At 71.9% G+C, this 14,987-nt stretch carries 13 protein-coding genes; 5 read left to right on the top strand and 8 right to left on the bottom strand.

The window, feature by feature from the left end; all coding sequences use genetic code 11:
* Positions 1-3: 3 nt before the first annotated feature.
* The 4 genes from ACZ4MU_RS04685 to mce form a co-directional block, all read right to left on the bottom strand.
* Positions 4-1,017, bottom strand: coding sequence for an ABC transporter ATP-binding protein (locus ACZ4MU_RS04685; RefSeq protein ID WP_467870927.1), 1,014 nt, complete (start codon positions 1,015-1,017; stop codon positions 4-6).
* Between the two features lie 104 nt (positions 1,018-1,121).
* Positions 1,122-2,060 carry a coiled-coil domain-containing protein gene (locus ACZ4MU_RS04680; protein WP_101390172.1) on the bottom strand — a complete coding sequence of 313 codons (939 nt, stop codon included), beginning with the start codon at positions 2,058-2,060 and terminating at the stop codon, positions 1,122-1,124.
* 114 nt (positions 2,061-2,174) lie between these two features.
* Positions 2,175-6,302 (bottom strand): polarized growth protein Scy, encoded by a 4,128-nt coding sequence (gene scy, locus ACZ4MU_RS04675; protein ID WP_467870925.1) that lies wholly within the window; start codon positions 6,300-6,302, stop codon positions 2,175-2,177.
* A 169-nt stretch (positions 6,303-6,471) separates the two neighbouring features.
* Positions 6,472-6,900, bottom strand: a complete 429-nt coding sequence (mce, locus tag ACZ4MU_RS04670; RefSeq protein WP_467870923.1) for a methylmalonyl-CoA epimerase — start codon at positions 6,898-6,900, stop codon at positions 6,472-6,474.
* Positions 6,901-7,037: 137 nt separating this feature from the next.
* On the opposite strand from mce, the gene ACZ4MU_RS04665 reads away from it, so the two are divergent.
* Both ACZ4MU_RS04665 and meaB read left to right on the top strand, forming a co-directional pair.
* Positions 7,038-8,240, top strand: coding sequence for an acetyl-CoA C-acetyltransferase (locus ACZ4MU_RS04665; RefSeq protein ID WP_467870920.1), 1,203 nt, complete (start codon positions 7,038-7,040; stop codon positions 8,238-8,240).
* A 51-nt stretch (positions 8,241-8,291) separates the two neighbouring features.
* Positions 8,292-9,248: a methylmalonyl Co-A mutase-associated GTPase MeaB gene (gene meaB / locus ACZ4MU_RS04660; RefSeq protein ID WP_467870917.1), complete on the top strand. Its 957-nt coding sequence runs from the start codon at positions 8,292-8,294 to the stop codon at positions 9,246-9,248.
* 258 nt (positions 9,249-9,506) lie between these two features.
* Here meaB and ACZ4MU_RS04655 read toward each other — a convergent pair whose 3' ends face one another.
* The 4 genes from ACZ4MU_RS04655 to ACZ4MU_RS04640 all read right to left on the bottom strand — a co-directional run bounded on the left by ACZ4MU_RS04655 (position 9,507) and on the right by ACZ4MU_RS04640 (position 12,201).
* Positions 9,507-9,983, bottom strand: coding sequence for a MarR family winged helix-turn-helix transcriptional regulator (locus ACZ4MU_RS04655; RefSeq protein WP_467870914.1), 477 nt, complete (start codon positions 9,981-9,983; stop codon positions 9,507-9,509).
* Positions 9,984-10,118: 135 nt separating this feature from the next.
* On the bottom strand, positions 10,119-10,916 hold the full coding sequence (locus ACZ4MU_RS04650; protein ID WP_467870912.1) for an AIM24 family protein: 798 nt from the start codon (positions 10,914-10,916) through the stop codon (positions 10,119-10,121).
* Positions 10,913-11,563 carry an AIM24 family protein gene (locus ACZ4MU_RS04645; RefSeq protein WP_467870910.1) on the bottom strand — a complete coding sequence of 217 codons (651 nt, stop codon included), beginning with the start codon at positions 11,561-11,563 and terminating at the stop codon, positions 10,913-10,915. Before ACZ4MU_RS04645 ends, ACZ4MU_RS04650 begins: the two co-directional genes overlap by 4 nt.
* Positions 11,563-12,201, bottom strand: a complete 639-nt coding sequence (locus ACZ4MU_RS04640; RefSeq protein WP_467870908.1) for an AIM24 family protein — start codon at positions 12,199-12,201, stop codon at positions 11,563-11,565. The genes ACZ4MU_RS04645 and ACZ4MU_RS04640 overlap by 1 nt, the downstream gene beginning before the upstream one ends.
* Before the next feature lie 178 nt (positions 12,202-12,379).
* Here ACZ4MU_RS04640 and ACZ4MU_RS04635 point away from each other — a divergent pair, with 178 nt between their 5' ends.
* From ACZ4MU_RS04635 to ACZ4MU_RS04625, 3 genes are all read left to right on the top strand, one after another.
* The gene (locus ACZ4MU_RS04635; protein WP_344069882.1) at positions 12,380-12,724 is read left to right on the top strand and encodes a DUF3817 domain-containing protein; all 345 of its coding nucleotides are present in this window, start codon (positions 12,380-12,382) and stop codon (positions 12,722-12,724) included.
* Positions 12,721-13,014 carry an MTH1187 family thiamine-binding protein gene (locus ACZ4MU_RS04630; protein WP_467870905.1) on the top strand — a complete coding sequence of 98 codons (294 nt, stop codon included), beginning with the start codon at positions 12,721-12,723 and terminating at the stop codon, positions 13,012-13,014. The genes ACZ4MU_RS04635 and ACZ4MU_RS04630 overlap by 4 nt, the downstream gene beginning before the upstream one ends.
* A 146-nt stretch (positions 13,015-13,160) precedes the next feature.
* Positions 13,161-14,984 (top strand): glycosyltransferase family 2 protein, encoded by a 1,824-nt coding sequence (locus tag ACZ4MU_RS04625; protein ID WP_467870902.1) that lies wholly within the window; start codon positions 13,161-13,163, stop codon positions 14,982-14,984.
* Positions 14,985-14,987: the final 3 nt, after the last annotated feature.

Genomic DNA, 14,987 nt, shown 5'->3' with positions numbered 1-14,987 from the left:
GGCTCAGACCTCCTGGTCCGGGGCGTCGCCGGCCGGGCCGCCCCGGGTCCGGGCCCGGTAGCCCTCGCCCCACTTCGGCGCGGGCGCCGCCGGGGCCGGGCCGTGGGCACTGTCGGAGTGCGCGTGGTACTCCACCGAACCCGCCGTCATCCGCATGAACGCCTCCTCCAGCGAGGCCTGCTGGCCCGACAGCTCGTGCAGCACGATCCGGTGCTCCGCGGCCAGCTCGCCGAGCCGCTCGATCCTGCCGTTGTCGATCTCCAGGGCGCCGTCCGGGGTCTGGACGGCGGTGATCCCGGTCCGGGCCAGCACATCGAGCAGGTGTTCCCATTGGGGCGAGCGCAGCCGGACGAAACTCCGTGAATTCTGCCGAATGAAATCCGCCATCGATGTATCGGCGAGCAGTCGGCCCTGACCGATGACGATCAAATGATCCGCCGTCAACGCCATTTCGCTCATCAGGTGAGACGAGACGAAGATCGTTCTGCCCTCCGCCGCGAGGGCTTTCATCAGATTGCGGATCCAGTGAATTCCCTCGGGGTCCAGACCATTGACGGGTTCGTCGAACATCAGGATCTCGGGGTCGCCCAGCAGCGCGGAGGCGATTCCCAGCCGCTGGCCCATGCCGAGCGAGAACCCCTTGGACTTCTTCTTCGCCACCGCCGTCAGCCCGACCGTGTCCAGGACCTCCGCGACCCGGCGCTCGGGGATCCGGTTCGACTGCGCCAGGCACAGCAGGTTGTTGTACGCGCTGCGGCCGCCGTGCATCGACTTGGCGTCGAGGAGCGCGCCGATGTACTTCAGCGGCTCGTCCAGCTCACGGTAGTGCCGCCCGTCGATGCGCACCGTACCGCTGGTCGGGTTGTCGAGATCGAGCATCATCCGCATGGTGGTGGACTTGCCGGCGCCGTTGGGGCCCAGGAAGCCGGTCACCACGCCCGGGCGCACCTGGAACGACAGGTCGTCGACCGCGGTCTTGGAACCGAAGCGCTTGGTGAGACCGGCCAGCTCGATCATGCGGCCACGATAGGGGCGGACAAAGCCCCCCGCCACCGCAGTGGCGAGGGGCTCTCTGCGTCACCGACGCAGCCCACGGGGGAGGGGCTGCGGCACGGACGGGACTAGCGGGACTGCTGCGCCGGGACGCCGCGCGAGACGGGCTCGTCGTCGACCGGGGAGCCGGCCGCCGCGACCGCCGCGCCCGTGAGGGTCGCCAGCATCTCGCGGACGTTGGTCAGCTGCGCGTTGATCGAGTCGCGGCGGTTGGTGAGCGCCGCCAGCTCGCGCTCCGATTCCGAACGGATGCGGTCGGCCTTGGCGTTGGCGTCCGCCACGATGTCCTCGGCCTGGCGCTGGGCCGTCTCGACCGTCTGACGGGCCCGGCGCTCCGCGTCCGTACGCAGCTTCTCGGCCTCCAGGCGGAGCTGCTCGGCGCGGTGCTCGATCTCGGCGAGACGCTTCTCCGCCTTCGCCTGACGCGAGGCCAGATCGCGCTCGGACTGCTCACGGCGCTTGGCGAGGTTCGTCTCGAAGTCGGCCGCCGCCTGCGCGGCCTTGGCGCGGGTCTCCTCGAAGAGGGCGTCCGCCTCCTCGCGCTTGGACTGCGCGTCCTTCTGCGCCTCGGAGCGCAGCGTGGAGGCGTCACCCTTCGCCTTCTCGACGATCCGGACGCCCTCGTCCTCCGCCTTCGCCTTGCGCTCGGCGGCGAACGACTCGGCGTCGTTGCGCACCTGCTGGGCGGCCGACTCGGCCAGCTCACGGTGCTGTTCGGCGGCGCGGCGCGCCTCCTCGCGCAGGTCCTTCGCCTCTTCCTCGGCGAGACGCAGGATCTTCTCGACCCGCGCGCCGAGGCCCGCGTACGACGGCTCCGCGTCGTTCACCTGGGCCTGGGCGTTCTGCGTTTCGAGATGCAGTTCCTCGATGCGCTTTTCCAGAGAAGTGATCCGTGCCAGAGCGCTGTCACGGTCGGCGACGAGCTTGGTAATGCGGTCGTCCACCTGACCGCGGTCGTAACCACGCCGCACGAGCTCGAAGCCGAAGGGGGAGGAAGTGTCGCTCATGGGGTTCCTGTCGAATGAGACCGGTGAGGTGATAGGGGGAATCCTAGGGGCCCAGGCGGCGTGGCATCGAGCGTATGCCCGTTTGATCTGGAGAATGTCCAGCCTTTTGAGTGGCTACCCCTCCGAAGCCTTGCCACTCGAACGGGTGCCTCCGGCCGCTGCCCCCGCCTTGGCCGCCTCCTTGCCGCCGGAGGCCGGGGCCTCGAAAGACTCCAACGCCTCCAGGACGTCCTGGACACGGGAGATCTCCGCGTTGATGTCCGCCCGGCGCCGGACCAGCACGTCCAGCTCGCGCTTGCCCTCGTCGACCGTGCGCCGGGCCTCGGCCGCCGCCTCGTCGCGCAGTCTGGTCGCCTCGCGGATCAGCTCGGCCTTCTTGGTCTCCGCCTCCTTGAGCAGCGCCTCGGCCTTCTTCACCGCCGCGATCCGCACCTTGCTCGCCTCGGATCCGGCGTCCGAGAGCAGCTCCTTGGCCTTCGCCTCGGCCTGCTCCGTCTGCTCGGTGGCGGCCTTGACCAGCTTGTCGACGCGCTCGCCCGCCGTCTTCATCTGCTCGGCGCTCTCGCGCCGGGCACGCTCGTGCAGCTCCTCGATCTCCGACTCGGTCCGGGCACGCATCTCCTCGGTGCGCTCCCTTATGGCCGTCGCGTCCGCGCGCGCTCCGGCGAGCAGCTCGTCGGCGTCCGTACGGGCCTTCTCCACCAGCGAGTTGCCCTCCACGGTCGCCTCCGCGACGATCCGCTCGGCCTCCTTGCGGGCCGCGCCCACCATCGTGTCGGCCTGCTCCTCGGCCTGCGTGGCGGCGAGCAGTGCCTCCTCCTGGGCCTTCGCCATGAGCTGGTCCGCCTGCTCGGCGGCGTCCGCACGGCGCTTGGCCGCGGCGGTACGCGCCTCGTCGAGCAGCCGGTCGGCCTCCTCGCGGGCCTCGGCACGGGTCTTCTCGGCCGCCTCCTCGATCCGGGCGCGGCTCTTCTCGGCCTCCGCGCGGATCCGCTCCGAGGCCTGCTGCGCCGAGCCCACGGTCTCGGCGGCCTCGGCGCGCAGCCGCTCCGCCTCCGCGTTCGCCTCCGCAAGCATCCGCTCGGCCTCGCCGGTCGCCTCCGCGACGAGCTGGTCCGCCTGGGCCGCCGCGTCCGCGCGCCGCTTGTCGGCGGCCTTGCGAGCCTCGTCCAGCAGCCGTTCCGCCTCCGTACGCGCCTCGCCCAGGAGCAGTTCACCCTGCTCGCGGGCGTCGGCGACCGTCTGCTCGGCCTCGGCCGACGCGGCGGCCAGGACCGCGCCCGCGTCCGCCCGCGCCTCGGTGGTGACCAGCTCGGCATAGGTGTCGGCCTCGGAGGTGGTGCGCTCGGCGTGGGCGGTGGCCTCCGCCAGCAGCCGGTCGTGCTCCGACTGGCCCTCGTCGCGCAGCTGCTGAGCCTGAGCCACCAGTTGCTCGGCGGTCGCCGTCGACTCGGCGGCCAGCCGCTCGGCCTCCGAGGTCGCCTCGGTGACCAGGCGGTCGGCCTGGCTCGCGGCGTCGCCCCGGATGCGGTTGGCGTCCTCGCGGGCGTCCGCCCGGGTGCGGGCGGCGTCCTGCTCGGAGGAGGCCAGCGCGTCGGAGGCCTCGGTACGCATCCGCTGCGCGTACTCGGAGGCGTCCGAACGCGCCTTCTCCGCCTCCGCGATGGCGTCCGCGACGGTCCGCTCGGCGAGCTCCCTGGCGGCCTCGGTCTCCTCCTGCGCCCGGGCGCGCAGCCGCTGGGCGTCCTCGGCTGCGCGCTCGCGCTCGGCGTGCGCGTCGGCGCGGACCCGGTCCGCCTCCTGCTGCGCCTCCGTCTTCGTACGCTCCGCCACGTGCTCGGCGGTCGAGCGCAGCCCGGCGATCTCCTGCTCGGCCTCCTCGCGCAGCCCGGCGACGGAGTCCCTGACCTGCTGGGCGGTCTGCTCGGCGGCGGCCACCAGCTCGGTGGCGCGCCGGTCGGCCTCCTCGGCGAGCCGCTGCGCCTCGGCCTGCGCCTCCTCCACCCGCTTGCGGGCGGAGGCCAGCAGCTCCTCGCTCTGCTCGCGGGCCTGCGCCCGCTCCGAATCGGCCTCGCTGCGCGCCGAGTCCAGCGTCTCCTCCGCCTCGCGGCGGCGGCGCGCGGCCTCCTCCTGGGCGGCGGCGAGCGCCTCGGCGGCCTCCGCGCCGACCCGCTCGGCGGCGGCCGCGGCCTCCGCGCGCATCCGGTCGGCGGTCTCCTGCGCCTCGGACTTCAGACGCTCGGCCTCCGCCGCCGCCTCCGACCGCAGCCGTACGGCTGCGCCCTCGGCCTCGGCGCGGGCGGTCGCGGCGTCGGCGGCGGCCTCGGTGCGCAGCCGCTCGGCCTCCTGCTCGGCCTGCGCCTGGAGGGTACGGACGCGCTCGGCGGCCTCGGCGCGCAGCCGCTCGGTCTCCTCGGCGGCCTCGCGCCGGATCCGCTCGCTCGCGCCGCGCGCCTCGGCCAGCGCCTGCTCGGCCGAGGCGTGGCGCTGCTCGGCCTCGGTGTGCAGCCGCGTCAACTCCGCGGCGGCGTCGGCCTGGCGGGCGGCGACCGCCCGCTCGGTCTCCTCGCGCAGCACGGCCGCGGCCTGCTCGGCGGCCGCCCGGACGGCCTCGGCCTGCTCCTCGGCCTCCGCGCGCATCCGCTCGGCCTCGGCGCGGGTGCGCTCCAGGGTCTCCTCGGCCTGCTTGCGCAGGGTCGTGGCGCGCTCCATGGCCTCGCCGCGGACCCGCTCCGACTCGGCGCCCGCCGAGGTGCGCAGCTCCTCCGCGTCGGCCTTCGCCTTGGTCAGCAGCTCCTCGGCGGTCCTGGCCGCCTCCTCGATCTGCTGGACGCCCTCGCGACGCGCCTCGCCCCGGATGCGCTCGCCCTCGGCGACCGCCTCGGCCCGCAGCTGCTCGGCCTCGCCGCGCAGCCGGCGCGCCTCCTCCTGGAGCTCGACCGTCCTGGCGCGGTACTCCTTGGTGTCGTCCTTGGCCGCGCCCTTGAGCTGGTCGGCCCGCTCCTCGGCCTGGGCGCGCAGCCGCTCCGCCTCGGCATCGGCCTCGCGGCGGATCCGCTCGGCCTCCTCGGACGCCTTGCGGGTGGTCTCCTGGGCGTCCGCGGAGGCCTTGGAGAGCACCTCCTCGGCGGTCCTGGCGGCCTTGGCGAGCTGGGCGGCGGTGTCCTCGGCCGCGCTGGTACGGGCCTTCTCGGCGGCCTCGGCGAGAAGCCGCTCGGCCTCGGCGCGGGCGTCGGCGAGCGCCTGCTCGGCCTCCGTCTTGAGCGCCTCGGACTCCTTGGTCGCCTCGGCCACCAGCCGGGCGATCTCGGTCTTGGCGGTACGGGTGCGCTGCTCGTTGGCGGACTCGGCGCCCGCGAGCTGCCTGGCCGCCGACTCCTTCGCCTCGGCCAGCACCTTCTCGGCCTCGGCGCGCGCCTCGCGCAGCGCCGACTCGGCCTCCTGCATCCGCTGCTCGGCGGCCCGGCTCAACTCGGCCGCCTGCTGGCGCGCCTGGTCGGACTCGGCCGTCGTCGACGAGCGCAACTGCTCGGCGTGGGAGGTGGCCTCCTGGGCCTGTGTGGAGGCGGCGGTGAGCAGTCGCTCGGCGTCCCTGCGGGCCCGCAGCAGGATCGCTTCGGCTTCGGCGCGGGCCGACTCGGCCTCGGCGCCCAGGCGTTGACGTGTCTCCTCGGCCAGCCGCGCGGCTTCCGCGCGGGCGGCGGCGAGCGCCGCCTCGCTCTCGGCGCGGGACTCCTCCAGCAGGCGCCGGGCCTGCGACTCGGTCCGCGCCCGCAACTGCTCGGCCCACGCCACGTTCTCGTTGACGTGCGACTCCACGGTCGCGCGCCGCTCGGCCAGCTCCTGGTCGAGCCGCTGGCGGCGGTTGACCGCCTCCGCGTGCAGCTCGGCCTGGAGCCGGGCCTGGTGCTCGGCGTGCTCCTGGAGGATGCGCTGGGTCTGGGCCCGGGCCTCGCGCAGCTCGCGCTCGGCGTCGTTGCGCACCTGCTCGGCCTGCATCTGCGCGTTGCGCAGCAGCTGTTCGGCCTGGTAGCCGATGTCCGCGGCGTCATAGGCAGGACGCGTCGCGAGGTTGCGGCGCGCCTCGTGCAGCTTGGCGCGCAGCACCTCGACCTGGTAGCCGAGGTCCTCGGCGTGCTGGACGGCCTTCTCCCGCTCGGTCTTCAGCCGGTCCATCTCGGCCTCGAACCGCGAGAGGTGGTCGTCAGGCCGGTGGCTGTCCTGGCGTTCGTAGCCCCGCACTGCGCGGTCCCATCCGTCCCCTGGTCGCGAACACTGCCCGTACGAGCACCGTCCGACGACGGACGGGCCCCCGGTGAATGGTGTCAGATCGACAAGGGGGCGTGGGTCCCAGGCCCCGACCCGACCCCGGCCCGGAAGGGCCCACTGTACCGGCCCCGGAATCCCGGGGTCAGTGCTCGTCCGCCGAGGTGACCAGTTCGGTCAGTACGCCGTGGCAGTCCTTGGGGTGCAGGAACGTGATGCGGGAGCCCATCGAGCCGATGCGCGGCTCGTCGTAGAGGACCCGGACGCCCTTGCCGCGGATGGCCTCGGCGTCCCCGTCGACATCGGCCGTGCCGAAGGCGATGTGGTGCACGCCCTCGCCGTTCTTGGCCAGCCACTTGCCCACCGCGGAGTCCTCCCGGGTGGGCTCCAGGAGCTGGAGGTAGGAGGCGCCGCCGTCGGACGTATCGTTGATCTTGAGCATGGCCTCCCGTACGCCCTGCTCCTCGTTGATCTCGGAGTGATACACCTCGAATCCGTACGTAGCACGATAGAACTCGACGGTCTTGTCGAGGTCGAAACAGGCGATCCCGATGTGGTCGATGCGCGTCAGCATGGGACCAGTGCACCGCTCCGGGAGGTGGTTACGCAACGTGCGCGCGATCACACCGGCTGCCCGGTGACGCCCCGCGTACCGCTCAGTACATTCATGTAAACCCTCGTTCACTCCTCATCCCCAAGGGGCCGTGCCTCATGTCTGGAACGACCGGTACCACCTCAGTGATCGTCGCGGGCGCCCGCACGCCCATGGGCCGACTGCTCGGCTCCCTCAAGTCCTTCTCCGGCGCCGACCTCGGCGGCGTGGCCATCAAGGCCGCGCTCGACCGGGCCGGCATCGGCGGCGACCAGGTGCAGTACGTGATCATGGGCCAGGTGCTCCAGGCCGGCGCGGGCCAGATCCCCGCCCGCCAGGCCGCCGTCAAGGCCGGCATCCCGATGAACGTGCCCGCGCTCACGATCAACAAGGTCTGCCTCTCCGGTCTCGACGCGATCGCGCTGGCGGACCAGCTGATCCGCGCCGGCGAGTTCGACGTGGTGGTCGCGGGCGGCCAGGAGTCGATGACCAACGCCCCGCACCTGCTGCCGAAGTCCCGCGAGGGCTACAAGTACGGCGCGATCGAGATGCTCGACGCGATGGCGTACGACGGTCTGACCGACGCCTTCGAGAACATCGCCATGGGCGAGTCCACGGAGAAGCACAACACCCGCCTGGGCATCGAGCGCGCCCCGCAGGACGAGTTCGCGGCCGCCTCCCACCAGCGCGCCGCCGCCGCCCAGAAGAACGGGCTCTTCGAGGCCGAGATCACCCCGGTGGAGATCCCGCAGCGCAAGGGCGAGCCGGTGGTCTTCGCCAAGGACGAGGGCATCCGCGCGGAGACGACCGCCGAGTCCCTCGGCAAGCTGCGTCCGGCCTTCGCCAAGGACGGCACCATCACGGCGGGCACCTCCTCGCAGATCTCCGACGGCGCGGCCGCGGTCGTGGTCATGTCCAAGGCCAAGGCCGAGGAGCTGGGCCTGGAGTGGATCGCGGAGATCGGCGCGCACGGCAATGTGGCGGGCCCCGACAACTCGCTCCAGTCACAGCCGTCCAACGCGATCAGGCATGCCCTGTCCAAGGAGGGCATCGGCATCGAGGACCTCGACCTCATCGAGATCAACGAGGCGTTCGCGGCGGTCGCCGTGCAGTCAATGAAGGACCTCGGCGTCTCCCCGGAAAAGGTGAACGTCAACGGCGGCGCGATCGCCCTGGGCCACCCCATCGGCATGTCGGGCGCGCGCGTGGTGCTCCACCTGGCGCTGGAGCTCAAGCGGCGCGGCGGCGGTACGGGCGCGGCGGCCCTGTGCGGCGGCGGCGGCCAGGGCGACGCCCTGATCATCAAGGTCCCCGGCAAGTAGAGGCCGCTCGCGCTGTACGTACGCAACGACCCTGAACCGAACGGAGCGGCAATGGTGGACGTCCCCGAGCTGGTGGCGCAGGCGAGGGAGGGCCGGCCGCGGGCCGTGGCCCGGCTGATCTCGCTGGTCGAGGGGGCGTCCCCGCAACTGCGCGAGGTGATGGCGCAGTTGGCTCCGCTGACGGGCGGGGCGTACGTGGTGGGTCTTACCGGCTCGCCGGGTGTCGGCAAGTCGACATCGACGTCGGCGCTGGTGACGGCGTACCGGCGGGCGGGCAAGCGGGTCGGTGTCCTTGCCGTGGACCCGTCCTCGCCGTTCTCCGGGGGCGCGTTGCTGGGCGACCGCGTCCGCATGTCGGACCACGCCTCCGACCCCGGCGTCTACATCCGCTCCATGGCGACCCGGGGCCACCTGGGCGGCCTCGCCTGGTCGGCCCCGCAGGCGATCCGCGTCCTGGACGCGGCGGGCTGCGAGGTGATCCTGGTGGAGACGGTCGGGGTCGGCCAGTCCGAGGTGGAGATCGCCTCCCAGGCGGACACCTCGGTGGTGCTGCTGGCGCCCGGCATGGGCGACGGCATCCAGGCGGCGAAGGCCGGGATCCTGGAGATCGGCGATGTGTACGTGGTGAACAAGGCGGACCGGGACGGCGCGGACGCCACGGCCCGTGAGCTGAACCACATGCTGGGCCTGGGGGAGTCCCGGGGCCCCGGCGACTGGCGCCCGCCCATCGTGAAGACGGTGGCGGCCCGCTCCGAGGGGATCGAGGAGCTGGTGGAGGCGCTGGAGAAGCACCGGGCGTGGATGGAGGAGCGGGGCGTCCTGGCGGAGCGCCGCCTGGCCCGCGCGGCCCGCGAGGTGGAGACGATCGCGGTGACGGCGCTGCGGGAGCGGATCGGGGACCTGCGGGGCGACCGACGCCTGGACGCGCTGGCGTCCCGGATCGTCGGGGGCGAACTGGACCCGTACGCGGCGGCGGACGAACTGGTCCAGGGCCTGACGGGCTCCTGAGGACTTCGTTTCGGCCGGGCTTTCGGCTGCGGGCCTGTGGGGGTTGCTCGCGCAGTTCCCCGCGCCCCCAGGAGGTTTCCCGCAGCCGGAGAAATCGGCTCAGCGGCACCCCCCAGGGGCGCGGGGAACTGCGCGCTCAGCCACCCACGGTCCGCAGCAGAAGTCCCGGCCCTGAAGGGGCGCGGGGCCGGGGCCCGGCAAGAGGGACCTCCCCCGCCCGCCCCCGGAGGGATGGGGGAAGGGGCGGGGCGGGGCAACTCAGAGCTTGCCCCGATGCCCCCGCAGATGCTCCGCCACCGGCGTCAAAGAGGCCCGCAGCTCCACCAGCGCCTCACTCGACAGCAAGTCGATGAAGTGCTTGCGCACCGACGCCACATGATGCGGCGCCACCTTCTCCATCGTCTCCACCCCCGCCTCCGTCAACACCGCGAACAACCCCCGCCGGTCGGACTCGCAGTTCTCCCGCCGCACAAGCCCCGCGTTCTCCATCCGCGTGATCTGGTGCGACAGCCGGCTCTTGGACTGAAGGGTCGCGGCGGCGAGATCGCTCATGCGCAGCCGCTGCCCCTCGGCCTCCGAGAGGTTGACCAGGATCTCGTAGTCGTTGTTGGTCAGGCCGAACGGCTGCAGGTCCTTTTCCATCTGGTGCGTCAGCATCCTGTTGACGTCCAGATAGGTACGCCAGGCGCACTGCTCGCTATCGGTCAGCCAATGGGTGGCCGTTTCGGTCTCCATATGTGGATTCTACCTAAGAAGTTGAATACTGAACGAAACGTCGGAGTGTGACGCCCCGCACGCACCGGCACAAGGGTCGTGGTCAGCGCCCGGCAGGGGTGCACGCGTTCGACGTCACACTCCGCAGACTACCGCTCACAGGCCGAAGCGACGCTGGAGGTCCCCGAGCTGGCCGGGAAGGCGCGGTGCCGAACCCGCCGGACCATGCGCCCCACCCGTCGCCCCGCCACCCGGAACCCCCGGCTCCGCGGGCACCTGCCCGGTCGCCTGCTCGGCCATCAGCACCTCGGTGGACTGGAGCAGCACCGTGCCCGCGCCCACGAACTCGAACTGGTGCTCCTCGCCGGACGTCCCGCCGAGCCCCGTCAGTGACCGGATTCCGCCCAGTACGCCCGTCATGTAGCCGTGATCGTAGTGGTGGCAGGGCGACGGGCAGTCGGCCCAGCCGACCAGCGCCTGCGGGTCCACCCGGATCGGCGGCTCCATGAACACCACCGGTCCGTTGGACGCCGCCACGAACTTCCCGGTTCCGATCAGGGTGAGGAATCCCGGCACGATCGACTGCTTCAGGGCGAGCGTGGGCTGGTAGGCCAGCAGGTTCCCGGCCCGGATCGTCAGGTTGCCCTCGTCCAGGTCGTAGGAGTTGACGTCGAACGCCCGGTCCGCCAGCAGCATCTTGCCGGAACCCTCCGCCACCACCCAGTCGCTCGCGTGCAGCGGCGAGTGGAAGCTGGTGCGCAGCAGCCGGTCCAGGCGGCCGTGGCCGATGCCGTTGAAGTCGATGCGCCCGTAGTAGGCGATCATCTTGCCCTTCTGGAGGAACCACTGGCTCGACTTGAGCTCCACGCAGAAGGTGTACTTGTTGACGTTGTCGTCGGCGGGCAGCGAGTGCGGGTCGAAGACCGCCGGCCCGCCGGGCTGGGGGGTGCTCACAGCTTCTCCTCCGAGGCCTGGACGTACACCGCGCCGCTGCCGGACAGTTCGAGCTGGAAGGCCTCTCCCGAGCCCCGGCCCACCATGTCCCGCCAGCCCAGCGCCGTGGACAGCTTGTTGCGTACGTCGCCGTGGTGGGCCACGTACGCCTGCGGGTCGACGTGCACCGGGCGCTGCGGGGTGATCGGCAGCTCGACGACCCCGCCGTGCGCCATCACCGCGACCGCGCCGTGGCCCTTGAGCGTGGTGGTGAACAGGCCCTGCCCGGTCACCTGGCCCCGGACCATGCCCATGACCCCGCCCTGCGAGCCCATGAACATCGTGCCCTGCTCCAGGGTGCCGTCGAAGGCGAGCAGCCGGTCCGCCTCCACGTAGAGGGTGTCCCCGGCGAGGTTGATGACCTGGATGTGGTGGCCGCCGTGGCCGAACATCACCGTCCCGCTGCCCTCCACCGTCATCAGCGGGGTCGCCTCGTTGGCCACCCGTCGGCCGATCATCGACATCAGCCCGCCCTGGCCGCCCTGCACGTTGGGCGTGAACGACACCTCGCCCTTGTACGCGAGCATCGCGCCGCGCTGGCTGAACATCTTCTGGCCGGGCGCCACCGTGGCCTCGACCATCTTGGAGTTGATCTCACGGAAGGGCATCAGACGTCCCCGCCGATCGTGTTGCGCTCGCTGGGCTGCACGTACACCAGTCCCTCGCCCTCGAAGCGGATCTGGAACGCCTCGCCCGAGCCCTCGCCCAGCAGGGTGCGGAAGGTCACCCCGGACTGGAAGTGCTGCTGGAGGTCGCCCTGGTGGGCGATGTAGGCGCCGGGGTCGACCGTGAGCGGGTACTGCGCGGAGACGCGCAGCACCACCGCGGGCCCGTCCGACATGATCGCCGCCTGGCCGTGGCCCTCGACGGTGGTCGTGAACAGGCCGTTGCCCTGGGTCGCCCCGCGCAGCCCGGTGAAGGTGGTGCCGGTGCGCAGCCCCGCGTCGGTGGCCAGCAGGTTGCTCGCCTCCACCCAGAGCCTGTCGCCCTGGAGCGAGACCAGGTTGATCTCGCAGGCCCGGTCCGCGAAGTAGCAGGTGCCGTTGCCCTTCACCTCCATCACGGTCATGGATTCGCCGGTGAGGCGGCGGGTCACCATGCCGCGGATGCCCTCACCGCCGCCGGACATCTTCTTGAAGGCCATCTGGCCGTCGTAGGCGACCATCGAGCCGTTCTTCGCCTTGACGGCGTCGCCGGTCATGTCGACGGCCAGCACTTTGCTGCCCTGGAGTCGGAACGTTGCCACGCGCTGACGTTAGCCGCCCGGCCGCGGCCCCGGCCAGGCTTCCGGCCCCCGGGCCCCCGATCGCGGTCGTCCGCGGGGACCCCCGCCACGGTCCGGGCGCCACCGGTGTCACAATGGGGAACGTTTGTGCTTGCGTTCACAAGCAACACCCTCCGACCCTCCCACCGAAGGTGCCCCCGTGGACATCAAGACCGCATCCGCTCTCCACCGTCTCCGGCTGGTCTCCGCCCCGGAGGCCGTCTCCTTCCTGCTGCTGCTCGTGTGCTCGGTGCTGAAGCGGACCACCGACGTCAACGCCGTCCCGGTGATGGGCGCGATCCACGGCATCCTCTTCATCCTGTACGTGATCTTCTGGGCCGACGCCTGGAACAAGGCGAAGTGGCCGGTGAAGACCGCCGCCCTGTACTTCGTCCTGTCCGTGCTGCCCTTCGGCGGCTTCGTGGCCGAGCGCAGGCTCAAGCGCCAGGCCGAGGACGCCCTGATCGCCGCGCGCGCCCGCAAGGAAGGCGTGGTCGGAGCGTGATCGTCGCCTTCTCGGTCACCCCGCTCGGCGTCGGCGAGGACGTGGGGGAGTACGTCGCCGACGCCGTGCGCGTCGTCCGCGAGTCCGGTCTGCCGAACCGGACCGACGCCATGTTCACCTCGGTCGAGGGCGACTGGGACGAGGTCATGGACGTGGTCGGGCGGGCCGTCGCCGCCGTCGAGGCCCGTGCCCCGCGCGTCTCGCTCGTCCTGAAGGCCGACATCCGGCCCGGTGTCACCGACGGGCTCACCTCCAAGGTGGAGACGGTCGAACGCCACCTCTCCGCCTGACCCGTGCCCTCCTGGGCCCCCGGCCGCCCGCCCGGCACCGGGGGCTCTGCCGTGCCGCGGACCGGTGAAACCGCCGCCCACCACGTCGAAACAAGAACCGCTCACTCGGAGTACTCCAGTCGACACGCCGAGGAATCTCCACTTTTGTGGGGATATCTACCTGTCTCGATCAGCTGGAGGGCACAGTGCGGTCGGAGAGTCCGTCGGAGCGTTACGACTACGAGGCCCACAGCCGGCTCGCCGGACCGCTCACGGAACCGGACAGGACGGGCTACCGGGTGCGGTACCGGAGCCTCCTCGCCGCCGAACCCCGCCGAATACGCGCCGTACTCCTGATGACCCTGGCGCCCCTGCTCACCGCGGCCCTCCTCGTCTACCTGGTGTGGCCCACCCACTGGGTGGAGCGCGAGGGCGGTGACGAGTGGCTGGTGGGCCTGGACATCGCGATGCTCGTCGCGATCGGTCTGATCGAGCTGTTCATGGTCGTCAACGTCGTCTCGATCGCCCACGCCACGATGGTCGCCCAGGACCCCGTCCCGGTGTACCCCGAGCCCGGCACCCGGGTTGCCTTCCTCACCACCTGGGTGCCCGGCAAGGAGCCGATGGCCATGGTCCGGGCCACCCTTGAGGGCGCGGTCCGCCTGCACCACGTGGGCCCCCTCGACATCTGGCTCCTGGACGAGGGCGACGACGACCGGGCCAAGGCGCTCTGCGAGGAGCTGGGGGTGCACCACTTCACCCGCAGCGGCGTCCCGGAGTGGAACCGGAAGAAGGGCCCGCACAAGGCCCGCACCAAGCACGGCAACTACAACGCCTGGCTCGCCATGCACGGCGCCGACTACGACTTCTTCGCCTCCGTCGACACCGACCACGTACCGCTGCCGAACTTCCTGGAGCGGATGATGGGCTACTTCCGCGACCCGGACGTCGCCTTCGTGGTCGGCCCCCAGGTCTACGGCAACTACGACTCGCCCGTCACCAAGGCCGCCGAGTCCCAGCAGTTCCTCTTCCACGCGCTGATCCAGCGGGCCGGCAACCGCTACCGCGCCCCGATGTTCGTCGGCACCAACAACATCGTCAGGATCAGCGCGCTGCGCCAGGTCGGCGGGCTCTACGACTCGATCACCGAGGACATGGCCACCGGCTTCGAGCTGCACCGCCGCCGCAACCCCAGGACCGGCCGCTTCTGGAGGTCCGTCTACACCCCGGACGTGCTCGCCGTCGGCGAGGGCCCCGAATCCTGGACCGACTTCTTCACCCAGCAGACGCGCTGGTCGCGCGGTACGTACGAGACGCTGTTCAAGCAGTACTGGAAGGCGCTGTTCCGGGTCCCGCCCGGGCGGCTCCTCTCGTACACCCTGATGCTCGTCTACTACCCGATGACCGCCGTCAACTGGCTGCTCGGCATCGTCAGCTGCGTCCTGTTCCTCTGGTTCGGGGCCTCCGGCACCCAGGTCTCCGCCTCCGTCTGGCTGATGCTCTACAGCGACGCCGCCGCCCTCCAGATCGGGCTCTACCTCTGGAACCGCCGCCACAACGTCTCGCCCCACGAACCCGAGGGCTCGGGCGGTCTCGCCGGCATGGGGATGTCCGCGCTCTGCGCGCCCATCTACCTCAAGTCCTTCCTCTCGGCGGTGCTGCGCACCCGCGGCGGTTTCGTCGTCACCCCCAAGGGCGGCGCGGCCAGCCCCGACCGGCTGTGGACCTTCCGCATCCACCTCTTCTGGGCCGCGGTGCTCGCCGCCTCGCTCGGTGCCTCGGTCCACTACGGCCACACCCACGCGGCGATGCGGACCTGGGCGGTGCTCGCCCTCGCCATCGCGCTCGCCCCCGTCGCCGTCTGGGCCTTCTGCGCCCGGCGCGAGCGCGCGGCCGACCGCCGCCACGCCCTGGCAGGGCCGGCCGAGCCCGCCGAGACGGAGGCCGCGCTCGCCACCGCACCGGCTGCCTCGACGACCGGAGGGAACTGACCC

Source organism: Streptomyces sp. NPDC026377 (assembly GCF_055567715.1).
This window is presented reverse-complemented; position numbering and strand designations above follow the sequence as displayed.

Excerpts from the sequence above, each read along its gene's own strand:
- ACZ4MU_RS04685 (WP_467870927.1), bottom strand. The coding sequence starts at position 1,017 with ATGATCGAGCTGGCCGGTCTCACCAAGCGCTTCGGTTCCAAGACCGCG.
- ACZ4MU_RS04680 (WP_101390172.1), bottom strand. The coding sequence starts at position 2,060 with ATGAGCGACACTTCCTCCCCCTTCGGCTTCGAGCTCGTGCGGCGTGGT.
- mce (WP_467870923.1), bottom strand. The coding sequence starts at position 6,900 with ATGCTGACGCGCATCGACCACATCGGGATCGCCTGTTTCGACCTCGAC.
- ACZ4MU_RS04665 (WP_467870920.1), top strand. The coding sequence starts at position 7,038 with ATGTCTGGAACGACCGGTACCACCTCAGTGATCGTCGCGGGCGCCCGC.
- meaB (WP_467870917.1), top strand. The coding sequence starts at position 8,292 with ATGGTGGACGTCCCCGAGCTGGTGGCGCAGGCGAGGGAGGGCCGGCCG.
- ACZ4MU_RS04655 (WP_467870914.1), bottom strand. The coding sequence starts at position 9,983 with ATGGAGACCGAAACGGCCACCCATTGGCTGACCGATAGCGAGCAGTGC.
- ACZ4MU_RS04645 (WP_467870910.1), bottom strand. The coding sequence starts at position 11,563 with ATGCCCTTCCGTGAGATCAACTCCAAGATGGTCGAGGCCACGGTGGCG.